Below are 12,241 nucleotides of genomic sequence, written 5' to 3'. Positions count from 1 at the left end.
ATGATGCCGCCGACGGTCTCCCCTTCCCCGTTGAGATCGGCAATACCGCGGCGCATCTCCGGCCCGATGCGCACATCGGCAATATCCCGCAGTAGCACCGGAGTGCCGCGCTGGCTGGCCCCCACCACCACCTGCTTGAGATCGTCGTGGGATTGGATATAGCCCCGACTGCGGACCATGAACTCGGTTTCGGCCATCTCGATGGCGCCCCCGCCGACATCGAGGTTGCTGTTCTTGATCGCCATCTCGACCATCGGCAGGCTCATGTTGTAGGCCAGCAGCCGGTTGGGATCGACGGCCACCTGGTACTGCTTGACGAAGCCGCCGAGGCTGGCCACCTCGGCCACCCCGTCCACCGAGGTCAGCTCGTAGCGCAGAAACCAATCCTGGATGGAGCGCAGTTCCTGCAGGTTGTGGCGGTCGCTGACCAGGGCATACTCGAAGACCCAGCCGACTCCGGTGGCGTCAGGCCCCAGGGTCGGGGTAACCCCCTGCGGCAGCCGGCCGGAGACGTAGTTCAGGTATTCCAGCACCCGCGAGCGGGCCCAGTAGATGTCGGTGCCGTCTTCGAAGATGATATAGACGAAGGAGTAGCCGAAGAAGGAGTACCCGCGCACCACCTTGGCGCCGGGGACGGCGAGCATCTGGGTCGTCAGCGGATAGGTCACCTGATCTTCCACCACCTGCGGCGCCTGCCCCGGGTATTCGGTGAAGATGATCACCTGCACGTCGGAAAGGTCGGGGATGGCGTCGATGGGGATATTCTTGAGGGAATAGATCCCGCCGACGATCAGGAAAACCGTCGCCAGGATGACCATGAATTTATTACGGATGGACCAGCTGATTATATTTTCAAGCATGTCAATTCCCTGCTGTCAGAGGTCAAAAATCGAAAGCCGTAAAAGCTGGAAACTACTTGAACAAGTCGTCAAGTTCCTCCTGCTTCGGCGCAGGTTTTTCATCAAACAGGTCGTTGAGCTCCGGGGTTGTTTCTGCAGAGGCCTGACCGCTGGGTTGCTGACTTTTGGGCGCGATCATCTTCTGGATCGCCTCACGCAGCTTGCTTTCCGAATCGAGCATGAACTGGGCCGAAACCACCACGGCGTCCCCTTCGGAAAGTCCGGAGAGAATCTGGACATAACCGCTGTCGTCACTCACCCCGGTCTTAACTGAACGGGGTTCGAACCTCCCCTCCCCCATGGCCACGAATACCGTCTGACCCTTTCCCGAATTGAGTACCGCATTCTCGGGAATGGCCAGGGCACCCTGAACCGCCCCGGTGGCAATCCGGATATTGGCGTACATGTCGGGCTTGAGTTCCTGCCCCGGATTCGGGAATTCGATGCGGGCCTTGACCGTGCGGGTCTCACTCTGCAGATAGGGATAGATATATGAAATTTTCCCTTCCAGCTTCCTGTCGGGCGCAAAGGGCAGCTCGACCTGGGCGGTCTGTCCCACCTTGACCCAGGGGAGTTCATATTCGTAAATGTCGGCGTTGACCCAGACCTTGGAGATGTCGGAGATCTGCAGCAGTTCCTCTCCGGCCATCACGCGCATCCCTTCCACCACCTTTTTCATGGTAACAACCCCGCTATAAGAGCTGTACAGGGTGAGGGTTTTGCTTACTTCGCCGCTCTGCTCCAGGGCGCTGATCTGCTTGTCGCTGATATCCCAGTATTTCAGCCGGGTGCGAGAGGCATCGAGCAGGCGCCTGGAACTCTCGGCAATTTCGCCGAAGGGGCTCTGCGAAAGACGCCTGCTGTTTTGCAACGCCAGCAGGTATTCATTCTGGGCGGCGACCAGTTCGGGGCTGTAGATTTCCATCAGCGGCTGCCCCTTTTTTACCTGCCGCCCATCCTCGTTAACATAGAGGCGCTCCACCCAGCCCTCGATCTTGGAATTGACGGAGAACTGCCGGGGCTCATCGTAGGTCACCAGGCCCAGGGTACGCACGGTGCGCGAAAGATCGCGCCGGGAAACTATTTCAGTGCGCACACCCATGTTCTGCGTGGTTACCGGGTCGATCTGAATCCCGCCACCAGAAACGACATCCTCGTAAACGGGAACGAGATCCATCCCCATCGGGGATTTGCCGGGCTCATCGCGGATATACGTGGGATCCATGGGCGCTTGCCAGTATTTAATTTTTCGCTCGCCAGTTGCAACAGGTTGGGCTCCCCCGCTACCGGTACCTTGCTTCATCGGGGTGAGCTTCATATTGCAGATCGGACAGATACCGGGTTCGTCCTGGATGATAAACGGGTGCATGCCACAGGTGTATTGAACATTTGCTTCGGGAGAGGCCTCGTGACCGTGGCCGGCATGCTCGTCGTTGCCGACATGTCGCAGCCCCCCCAAATAATAACCGCCAGCCAGGGCCACCAATAAGGCCACAGCAACGAACAGCTTTGTCGAGATCCCGGATTTTTTCATAATTCTGTCCTCTTAAGACCAGTATAAAGGAATAGAAAATAATACAGTTCAGTTCGCCGGCAACGGCACGCCGACAGTCGCTTCGAGGAGCGCCCGCTGCATCTGGTGGTCGGCTATGGCCTCGTAATAGTCCCGTTCAAAATTGTACAATGTCATCTGGCTGTCGAGCACGTTCATGAAATCGGCCTTGCCGACCTGGTAGGCTGCCAGCGCCGACTCCACGGTATTTTCCGCCTGGGGCAGTAATCCTTCGCGGTAGAGTTCGGCGGTCTTGCGCGAGCGCTCCATGCGGGCCAGGGCATCGGCCACATCGAAGCGGATCTGGTTTTTCAGCATGGCCAGGTCTTGCCGGGCCATCCGGTTTTCGGCCTCGGCCTCGGCCAGCATAGCGTGGCGCCGCTCCCTTTGGAACGGCAGATTAAAAGTGACCCCAGCGGAATACAAATCCTCCCCGTCGGACCCCATTTAGGTCGCCTCCCGCTGCATGTACTCCAGGGAAAAGGTGAAATCCGGATAGAAGTCCTTTTCTGCCAGCTTGCGTCCAACCGCCGCCTTGTCGATCTGCAGGGACAAGCTGCGAAGTTGCGGACGGTTCCCCGAAGCGAGTTCTTCCAGTTTCTGCTGAGACAATGTGACCGGAACCAGGGTCGCCTCGGGAATCTCAGGCACAACCGATTCGGTCGGCCGGTACAGCAGGATATTCATCAAGGCTTCGAGAGAACGGCGCTGCTGCAGGATGGAAAGCTTCATGTCCTCCATTTTCGAACGTTCGACCTGCCCCCTGAGGACATCCTGCTGCAGCCCCTTGCCGACTCCGTACATCGTTTCGGAAAACCGGTTGAGCACGTCCAGGGTGGCGATGTTTTTGTCCACGATTTCGAGGGATCGATCGGCAAAATAGAGCCGGTACCAGGTTTCCACTATCATTCGACGAAGAGCCACTTTGCGCTCTTCGATAGCGTAACTGGCAGCATCTGCCTCCAATTGTGCGCTTTCGCGCAGCAGATCACGTTTGCCGAAAAAAGGGACCATCTGGCTGATGCCGATCACCTTCGAGGTCATGTTCTCCTGGTCGAAGCTCAGCGGATCGCTGACCAGGCCGTTCTGGATTTTCAGCATCAACATCGGGTCTTCAAAGGTCCCGGCCTGCTTCACCCGACTGGTGAACATATCCCAGCGAGCCTCCGAAGTCTTGATCTCCGGGTTGTTTTCCAGCGCTTCCGTAATCAGAGCGTCCAATGCAACTGCCTGCGTTTCAGCCCTCAGCAGATCGGGTACCGCTGACATCAACAGCAGGGACAAGACAATCATGAAAAAAAAGCGGAAAAACAACATGGCCAACCTCCAAATAACAACATAGTTAATTGATTCATTATCACGATTCGTGCCTGTTTTTTTGTTGTTCTAAAACAGCCACTTAGGCTCAACGCCAATGCGTACCGAAGAATGTCTGTGGAATATTCCACAGACATTCGCGGAATATTCCGCATCATTGACGGGATTCACAGTTGCAATTTCTCCAGCCTGCCAAATAATTTAAGCATGAAAATTTCATTTTACCCACTGGTTCTTATTTTGGCGCTCACCCTGGCCTCCATCGCCTCTGCAGCCCCCATTGCATACGACTTGACGGTGACGCTCGATCCAGAGCATTCAAAACTATCCGGAACAGCCCGACTCCTGCTTTCCCCCGAAAAGCGGAGCCTCATCCCGCTCTCTCTTTCTTCTGAGTGCACGGTCCATGGGGTTACGGAATCCGGAGTTCCGCTCAGCTACCGGTCATCTGGTGACCATTTGAGCATTGAACTGCCCGCTGCCGGCGGCAGGGACCGTCTCGAAATCGTCGTCAACTACACGGCCGTCTTCAACCAGCAACCGCCGGCCTTGCCGATCCATAACGAAGACCCGACCTACGGTATTTCCGCCACCATCAGTCCCAATGGTACCTTCCTGTCCGCCGCGTCCGGCTGGTATCCCCTGCTGCCGGGCGGACCGGCTCGATACCGGGTACGCATCGAGGCACCGCCCGGTTATGTCGGCGTCATCTCCGGCCGCCTGTTGGAATCAGGTGAAACGCTTTCCACGGCATTCTCCCAATGGGAAACAGAGAACCCGCTGCAGCCCCTGTCCCTCGCAGCCGGGCCATACCTGGTAAAAAAAGACCTGGCCGGCACGATTCCGATCTATGCGTATTTTTATCCGCAGAGCCAGGATCTGGCCGAGATCTACCTGCAGGCGACCAGGCGCTACCTCGATTTGTATCAGGGCCTGTTCGGCCCCTATCCCTTTGAAAAATTCGCGGTGGCAGAAAATTTCTTCCCGACCGGTTACGGGTTCCCCTCCTGGAGCCTGCTCGGCAGCAGCGTGGTGCGGCTGCCGTTCATCGTCGAAACCAGCCTCGGTCACGAAATCGCCCATTCCTGGTGGGGAACGGGGGTGGCGGTCGATGCCTCGCGGGGCAACTGGGCGGAAGGGCTGACCACCTACCTGGCCGACCACCTGTACAAGGAGCAGGCTTCGGCGACCGATGGGGCCGAGTACCGGCAAAACATCCTGCGGGATTATGCCACCCTGGTGAGCACGGACAACGATTTTGCGCTGGCCCGCTTCGTCAGCCGGAACAGCAAGTCGAGCCAGGCAGTAGGCTACGGCAAGGGGGCGATGCTATTCCACATGCTGAGAAAGCAAATCGGTGAAACCGCCTTCTGGGACGGGCTGCGCAAAGTGGCTGCAGAGAAGATGTTCAGCCACGCCTCGTGGAGCGATTTTCGCCAGGCCTTCGAGTCGACATCCGGCGCACCACTGGCAGCCTTTTTCAGTCAGTGGGTCGAGCGATCCGGGGCTCCGACGCTGGAGCTGCGTGATGTCTCTTCAGTTCGCACAGATGGCCAGTGGCTGGTTAGCGGCACACTGCTTCAGCGGGGCGAAACTTACGACCTTGCCGTGCCTTTGCGGCTTGAGGGGGAGGCCGCCGTCAGCGACCAGTTCATCGACAGCGCAGAAGCAGAAACCCCCTTTGCGATCACCCTTTCCTGGCCGCCAACCCGCCTCAGGCTGGATCCCGACATCGACCTGTTCCGGCGACTCGCCGTCGAGGAAATCCCGCCGACAGTCAACGGCATCCGGGGTTCCGGCAAGCTGCTGGTCATTGTCGCCGACAGCCTGGAAGAACCGATCCGCAAGGCGGCCCTGACCCTGGTCGCGGCACTCCGTCAAGAGCGGGCCTTGGTCGTTCATGAATCTGCGGTCAGCGAGGAGCAACTGCGGGATCATGACCTGCTTTTCATCGGGCTGCCTTCTCGATCCGCTATCCGTCCCGCCTTGCCGGATGGATTGATGATTGGAGATCGCACCTTTGAAGTGGCGGGCAATGACTTCACTCGTTCGGCCGCCGACCTGTTCGCAGCCTTGCCCCACCCTCGTCAAAAGCAGAAGAATTGCGCCCTGTTTATCTCTGGCTCGGCCGATTCGGCAAAAATTGCCGGTCGCAAAATTCCTCATTACGGCAAGTACAGCTACCTGGTTTTCGAACAGGGTAGCAATCGCATCAAGGGTACCTGGACTTCACCTGGCTCAAAAACAATCCATGAATTCCCCCCGGAGTCACGCCATGAGTAAGCCAACTCCCTGGATTTTGCTGGCTATTCTGCTGGCATGGAGCGCAACTGCCGCCGCCCACCCGCACATTCTGCGATTAGCGGACCGAACGGAAATCAGCTTTGCGGAGATGATCAATGATCTAAAGGATGCCAGGGTAGTGTTCGTGGGGGAACTGCACGACCATGACGGACATCACCGGGCCCAGCTGGCCCTGCTTGATGCGCTACGCAAGGCCGGCAGAGACTTCTCGATAGGCCTCGAAATGTTTCGCAAAGACGACCAACAGGCGTTGGACCTGTGGCTCGACAATCGCATATCGGAAGACAATTTCGTTGAAATATACAATCAGAACTGGAGCATGTGGCCCAAGTACCGGGAGATTTTTGTTTATGCGCGGGATTTCAGGATCCCCCTGGTCGGATTGAATATTTCGCGGGAAATCACCAGGCAGGTTGCAGCAGAAGGTTTTGCGTCAATCTCTGAACAGCAGAGCAAAAGTCTGGACAAGGTGGCCTGCACGATCGACCCGACCTATATGAATTACATCCGGCGAGCGATGGGCGGGCATGGCGGCCATGGCGATTCGTTCGTGTATTTCTGCGAAGCTCAGCTGCTCTGGGATATCAGCATGGCCCAAAACCTGTCACAACACCTGGAAACCCGGCCGAATGCCAGGGCCATTGTACTGGCAGGCAGCGGGCACAGCTGGAAATACGGCATGCCCAGCCGCATGGATTCCGGGGCATCCCCGGACAGGGTGATTCTGCCGGAGATCCCCGGACGCATCGATCGTTTCAGCGCCACCGAAGAAGACGCCGACTATTTATGGCTGGATGTGGGGATGGAAGGATGGACGGCTCCGTGATGATCTGGAGCCTTTTCAACGCGGCGACGGGCTCTTAAATGACGCACAAATCCGGTCTCGAAAAAACATTCTTTCGTTCGCCCCGAATGGTTTGATCGCTCATTGAGCCGCTGCGGTGCTCACCTTGACTTCGAGATAGCGGCCATTGAAAACGAAGCGGATCCGGTCTTTGAAAATCCGATCGACCCGGGCACCTTCGATATCAACCCCTTCGAGAACCGGCAGGTCATTGACCACCGCAAGCCGTTCCTTGGCCACCGGACGCCAGTGAATTTCGCTGACAAGCAGTTCAGGCACCGAGATGTTTTCATCCTGGCTCAGAAACCACCCAGGGGTACGGGACGCGACCGAAACCGGTACCCTGCTCGAACCGGAGGCTGCCCTTGAAGCGGCCACTGCCCTCGGGCCAGGCACGACAAGCGGCGCCGTTTTCGCCGCGGCCGGAACAGGCTGGCTCACGGCGGGCTGCGAGGAGACGATCACCTTGTTCTTAAGCGCATGCGCGGTGTCCCGCAGGGAGGTCGCGGTCGCCTTGAGCGCAACGGTTGCGTCCCGGGTCGTCTGAACAACCTCTTCAGCAATTTTGAGCGGATCAGGGCCGGCATCGGCGGGCGGCACGGGCATCTCGGCGGTGGTTTCCGCAACCGGTTCGGGAAGCGGTTCGAGCTGGCCGGCCGCAACGGTAACCGGTTCGGTAACCGGTTCGACAGGAACGTCAGGCGTCGAAACCGGGGCGATATCAGCGACAGTCTGCACAGTCTGAACCGACGGCACTTCTGTATCCCGCATCAGAAAGACCCCGCCGAGGACACCTCCACCGAGAAGAACCAGAAAAATCAGCAGCAGGCGGCCGCGCGACCCGGACTTTCTGGGCGGACGAGAGATTTCGCTGAGGATTTCCCTGGAAACCGGCGACCCGCCCCCTTGAAATGCGCCTTTTTCTTTTTCAACCTTTTTCAGTGCCTTGAGTATCGAGCTCATCGCTGCTCCTGCCCGCCCGGTTCCGCCATACGTGCTGCGGAAAGGAACGAATCAACATATGAAATGCCCTAAAAAGGGCGCAAGCTGCCTGCCAGCCTCTGAATCCAGTTCCTGCGCGGCGCGCCGACTTCCTTGATGGCCGCTGCAACCATCCGGGCGGTGATGATCTTACTGTCCCGGGAAAACCCAAGCAGCAGGGCTCTGCCGCACAGAACATTGATCAGCCGGGGGAGTCCCCCGGAAAAACGGTATACTTTCTTGAGAGCTGCCGGGGTGAAAATTTCATCATCGCCGCCGGCCACGGTCAGCCGGTGCCTTACATATTCGCAGGTATCGTGCAGGTCCATGGTGCCCAGGTGGTAACGAACCACGATGCGCTGGTTGAGCTGGCGCATGTTGCGCCGTTTGAGCAGTATTCCCAGTTCCGGCTGGCCGACCAGTACGATCTGGATCAGCTTGTCGGCATCCGTTTCCAGGTTGGACAACAGTCGTATCTGTTCGAGAACCGAAGGATCGAGGTTCTGGGCTTCATCGATGACCAATACGACGGTGCGTCCATCCCGCCGCTGCTGCAGCAGAAACTGGTTGAGCGAATGGACCAGGTCTCCAACCTCAGAGGCATCAGAGTCAATACCGAACTCGCGCTGAATGCTGCGCAGAAGGTCGAGCACCGAAAGACATGGATTGAAGATGAAGGCCAGCCGGTAGTTTTCATTGTCGAGGTCGTCGAGAAGGGTGCGCAACACGGTGGTTTTGCCGGTTCCCACTTCCCCGGTAATGGCGACGAAACCACAACGGTCCTCGATGCCGTACAGCAGGTGGGCAAAAACTTCCCGGTGGTTCCTGCTCAGGTAGACAAACCGGGGGTTCGGCGTAATGGTAAAAGGCTTTTCCTGGAAACCGTAAAAGTCCAGATACATGATGAAAGTATTTACTCCAGGGGAAAATGCAACTTTCTTTGCTGAACTTTCCCATAGATACCAATGTTTTTCAAGGGCAAAGTCTCCCCGGGCGGTTCAAGCAAGCGTTGCTGCCCTCTGGTGCCGGAACCGATTTTTGCTATTCTGACAGTCGAGCACTTTTGCTGTGAAAGGAATATACATGAGCCATTGGAAGCGGTTTACCCAGGAGCCTAAAATTGCCTACTTTTCCATGGAAATCGGCCTTTCCGCAGAAATCCCCACCTACAGCGGCGGCCTGGGCATCCTCGCAGGCGATACCATCAAAAGCGCTGCCGACCTCAAGCTGCCGATGGTTGCCGTGACCCTGGCAAGCCGGCATGGGTATTTCATTCAGACCATCGACCCGGAGGGGAGGCAGCGGGAAGCTTCGGCAACCTGGAATCCCGGGCGGTTCATGGAACTGCTGCCGGTCAAAACGCTGGTCACCATTGAAGATCGTGACATCAAAATTCAATCCTGGCTGTACCGGGTCAAGAGCCCGACCGGCGGCGAAATCCCTGCCCTGTTTCTGGATACCGATATTCCCGGCAACTCAGAAGAAGACCGTCATATTACCGACCACCTCTACGGCGGCGATCTCTCCATCCGTCTCAAGCAGGAAATCGTTCTGGGGATCGGTGGCGCAAGGATGCTCGAGGCCCTTGGATTCAGCATTAAAAAGTTTCACATGAACGAGGGCCACGCGAGCTTTCTCACCCTCGAACTTCTTGATCGAGCACGTCATCCGGTGGAAGACACCTGGGATGAACGCGCATCATGGGATACCCGCCGGGTTATGAATCAGTGTGTGTTTACCACCCACACCCCGGTTCCGGCAGGACACGACCGCTTTCCGTATGACTTGGTAAAGAAGGTGCTGGGCGATCGGATTCCCCTGCCCCTGCTGCAGGAACTGGCAGGAAAAGAGAGCCTCAACATGACCATGCTGGCATTGAACCTCAGCGGCTATGTCAACGGGGTGGCGAAAAAGCACGGCGAAATCTCTCAGAGCCTGTTCCCGGGCTTCGAAATTCATGCTATCACCAACGGCATCCATACCTTCACCTGGGCTTCTCCCTATTTTGTCAGCCTGTTCGATAAGTATATCCCCGGCTGGGCCCACGAACCGGAACTGCTGGTTCGCGTTGACAACATCCCCGATGAGGAAATCTGGGAGGCTCACTGCGGGGCCAAGGCCTATCTCTTTCAATATATCGAAGAAACCACCGGCACAAAACTCGACTCTGAGGTTCTCACCATCGGCTTCGCCCGTCGCTCGGCCACTTACAAACGCGGCGACCTTATCTTTACAGACCTCGAACGACTGGTGCACATCGGTAAAGGGAAGTTACAACTGGTTTTTGGCGGCAAGGCGCATCCCCGGGACGAACCGGGCAAGCAGATAATCCAGCGGATCATCGAAAAGACAAGCCAGATCAAGGGGCAAGTCAAGGCAGTGTACCTGGAAAACTACAACATGGAGGTCGCCTACCGGCTTGTCTCCGGAGTCGACCTGTGGCTGAACAATCCCATCAGGCCTCTTGAAGCCTCGGGCACCAGCGGCATGAAAGCCGCCCTGAACGGCGTCCCCAATTTCAGCGTGCTGGACGGATGGTGGATCGAAGGGCATATCGAGGGGATGACCGGCTGGTCGATCGGCCCACCCGCCACCGAAACTGATTTGAACGACAATCATGCCTCGGAAGACCTCGAAGACCTTTATAACAAGCTGGAAAATATCATTATTCCGTTATATTATGAGGATCGTGCCGGCTGGATCCGGGTCATGAAAAACGCCATCGGCAAGAACGCTTATTACTTCAACACCCACGTCATGATGCGCCGCTACGCGACCGAAGCCTACATCCGCTGACAGCGCCGGAAGGAATCACGACCAATGCCCCCTGTTGACTGGAATGATCGCTGGCGCGAAAAGGCCGAACACCCGCTGCGTCCCGACCCCTGGCTGACCAGGGTCCTGCCGCTGCTCCCTCCCGGGAGGCTGCTGGACGTCGCCTGCGGTCGCGGCCGCAACGCCCTCTTTCTGGCCGAGCAGGGACATGCCGTCCATGCTATCGACTATTCGGCTGAAGGAATCGGACTGCTGCTTGCCGAGGCGGCAAACCGGCAGCTCGAAATCACAGCCGAGCACGTTGATCTCGAACATACCCCTGCCCTCCCCGCAGCGACCTTCGACGCCGTTATCGTTTTCTTCTACCTGCAGCGCACGCTCTTTCCTGCGCTGAAACAGAGCGTCCGCCCCGGAGGCGTCATCGTGGTGCGCACATTCAGCCAGGCCGGTTCCTTTTCCGGAAGCCCGCGGCGCACAGAATTTGTCCTCGCACCGGGCGAACTGTTATCGATTTTTTCCGGCTGGGAGATTCTCCTGCACGAAGAAGGACTCGAGCCTTCCAGCAAAGGGGGAAGCCTGGCCGGCATCGTGGCGCGGCGCCCAGCAACGGCATCATGTGCCTGATCTTCTTTGCCTGCCAGGCCCATCCGCGCTACCGTCTCATCCTGGCGGCCAACCGGGACGAATTTTACCGTCGGCCAACCCTGCCGGCACACCAATGGAGCGATCCCCCCGATATCATTGCCGGTCGCGACAGCATCGGTGGCGGCACCTGGCTGGGCGTCACCAGCAACGGCCGCTGGGCCGCCATTACCAACTACCGCAGCGGCGCCGAACGGACCTCCGTCAAAGGCCGCTCCCGCGGCCTGTTGGTCAGCGACTTTTTGGCTGGCGGACAATCTCCGGCTGACTTCATTCACAGCCTGACAACCATCGACCACGACTATCGGGGATTCAACCTGTTGGCCGGTGACCGTGACACGACCTGGTACTATTCCAATCGCAGCCGAGCACCGCAAGAGTTGCAATCGGGCTGTTACGGTCTCAGCAACCACCTGCTCGACACTCCCTGGCCCAAGCTCAGACAGGGAAAAGCCGATTTTAAAGGGGTCATCAAGCAGACCGAAGTGGACGACAATCGCCTGTTCGGCTTGCTTGCCGACAGGGGCATTCCGCCCGACGACGAACTTCCAGACACCGGCTTTGGTCTTTCCTGGGAGAGGATTCTCGCTCCCAGATTCATCCGGAGTGCCGATTACGGTACCCGTTCATCAACCATTCTCTTAATCGCATGGGATGGCGCCATCAGCCTGCGGGAAAGAACCTTCGAGCGCGATCCGCAATCCTGTGAAGAAGTGCTGATCCAGGCCGGAGATTAAATCGAGCAGGCTGAGGCGAGCAGATCAGGCTCACCTCAGCCCTATCACTGAAAATGCGTTCGGCCAGCACAGGGTTCCTATCTGTACCTCCGTCCATCAAAGCGCTACGTCGGGTGGTGCACTTGAAGAGTAAATCACCCACCAAAAAAGCCCCCGGCAGAACCGGGGGCTTTTTGGTGAGCAGACAGCT

At 57.7% G+C, this 12,241-nt stretch carries 9 protein-coding genes and 1 pseudogene; 5 read left to right on the top strand and 5 right to left on the bottom strand.

Annotated features, from left to right (window positions below; all coding sequences use genetic code 11):
• The 3 genes and pseudogenes from ABYV89_RS09425 to ABYV89_RS09415 form a co-directional block, all read right to left on the bottom strand.
• On the bottom strand, positions 1-860 hold an 860-nt coding region (locus tag ABYV89_RS09425), incomplete at its 3' end, for an efflux RND transporter permease subunit (RefSeq protein ID WP_432822700.1).
• Between the two features lie 52 nt (positions 861-912).
• Positions 913-2,433, bottom strand: a complete 1,521-nt coding sequence (locus ABYV89_RS09420; protein ID WP_432822699.1) for an efflux RND transporter periplasmic adaptor subunit — start codon at positions 2,431-2,433, stop codon at positions 913-915.
• A gap of 48 nt (positions 2,434-2,481) precedes the next feature.
• Positions 2,482-3,672: pseudogene (locus ABYV89_RS09415) on the bottom strand (TolC family protein).
• Between the two features lie 555 nt (positions 3,673-4,227).
• Here ABYV89_RS09415 and ABYV89_RS09410 point away from each other — a divergent pair.
• Both ABYV89_RS09410 and ABYV89_RS09405 read left to right on the top strand, forming a co-directional pair.
• Positions 4,228-6,051 (top strand): M1 family metallopeptidase, encoded by a 1,824-nt coding sequence (locus tag ABYV89_RS09410; RefSeq protein WP_432822698.1) that lies wholly within the window; start codon positions 4,228-4,230, stop codon positions 6,049-6,051.
• Entirely contained in the window at positions 6,044-6,898 is an 855-nt protein-coding gene (locus ABYV89_RS09405; RefSeq protein WP_432822697.1) for a ChaN family lipoprotein, read from the top strand. Before ABYV89_RS09410 ends, ABYV89_RS09405 begins: the two co-directional genes overlap by 8 nt.
• 99 nt (positions 6,899-6,997) lie before the next feature.
• On the opposite strand, the gene ABYV89_RS09400 is transcribed toward ABYV89_RS09405, so the two are convergent.
• Both ABYV89_RS09400 and ABYV89_RS09395 read right to left on the bottom strand, forming a co-directional pair.
• Positions 6,998-7,879 (bottom strand): hypothetical protein, encoded by an 882-nt coding sequence (locus ABYV89_RS09400; RefSeq protein ID WP_432822696.1) that lies wholly within the window; start codon positions 7,877-7,879, stop codon positions 6,998-7,000.
• A 68-nt stretch (positions 7,880-7,947) separates the two neighbouring features.
• Positions 7,948-8,799: an ExeA family protein gene (locus ABYV89_RS09395; protein ID WP_432822695.1), complete on the bottom strand. Its 852-nt coding sequence runs from the start codon at positions 8,797-8,799 to the stop codon at positions 7,948-7,950.
• Between the two features lie 181 nt (positions 8,800-8,980).
• Here ABYV89_RS09395 and glgP point away from each other — a divergent pair, with 181 nt between their 5' ends.
• Genes glgP through ABYV89_RS09380 form a run of 3 tightly spaced genes read left to right on the top strand, consistent with a single transcriptional unit; the run spans position 8,981 to position 12,051 of the window.
• Positions 8,981-10,693 carry an alpha-glucan family phosphorylase gene (gene glgP, locus ABYV89_RS09390; protein ID WP_432822694.1) on the top strand — a complete coding sequence of 571 codons (1,713 nt, stop codon included), beginning with the start codon at positions 8,981-8,983 and terminating at the stop codon, positions 10,691-10,693.
• A 24-nt stretch (positions 10,694-10,717) separates the two neighbouring features.
• The gene (locus tag ABYV89_RS09385; RefSeq protein WP_432822693.1) at positions 10,718-11,296 is read left to right on the top strand and encodes a class I SAM-dependent methyltransferase; all 579 of its coding nucleotides are present in this window, start codon (positions 10,718-10,720) and stop codon (positions 11,294-11,296) included.
• On the top strand, positions 11,287-12,051 hold the full coding sequence (locus ABYV89_RS09380) for an NRDE family protein (RefSeq protein WP_432822692.1): 765 nt from the start codon (positions 11,287-11,289) through the stop codon (positions 12,049-12,051). The genes ABYV89_RS09385 and ABYV89_RS09380 overlap by 10 nt, the downstream gene beginning before the upstream one ends.
• Positions 12,052-12,241 lie beyond the last annotated feature (190 nt).

The sequence above is a fragment of the Trichloromonas sp. genome (genome assembly GCF_041583255.1).
GTDB lineage: Bacteria > Desulfobacterota > Desulfuromonadia > Desulfuromonadales > Trichloromonadaceae > Trichloromonas.
The sequence above is the reverse complement of the archived record's forward strand: the minus strand, read 5'-3'. Positions and strand labels throughout refer to the sequence as shown.

Excerpts from the sequence above, each read along its gene's own strand:
- ABYV89_RS09420 (WP_432822699.1), bottom strand. The coding sequence starts at position 2,433 with ATGAAAAAATCCGGGATCTCGACAAAGCTGTTCGTTGCTGTGGCCTTA.
- ABYV89_RS09405 (WP_432822697.1), top strand. The coding sequence starts at position 6,044 with ATGAGTAAGCCAACTCCCTGGATTTTGCTGGCTATTCTGCTGGCATGG.
- ABYV89_RS09400 (WP_432822696.1), bottom strand. The coding sequence starts at position 7,879 with ATGAGCTCGATACTCAAGGCACTGAAAAAGGTTGAAAAAGAAAAAGGC.
- ABYV89_RS09395 (WP_432822695.1), bottom strand. The coding sequence starts at position 8,799 with ATGTATCTGGACTTTTACGGTTTCCAGGAAAAGCCTTTTACCATTACG.
- glgP (WP_432822694.1), top strand. The coding sequence starts at position 8,981 with ATGAGCCATTGGAAGCGGTTTACCCAGGAGCCTAAAATTGCCTACTTT.
- ABYV89_RS09385 (WP_432822693.1), top strand. The coding sequence starts at position 10,718 with ATGCCCCCTGTTGACTGGAATGATCGCTGGCGCGAAAAGGCCGAACAC.
- ABYV89_RS09380 (WP_432822692.1), top strand. The coding sequence starts at position 11,287 with ATGTGCCTGATCTTCTTTGCCTGCCAGGCCCATCCGCGCTACCGTCTC.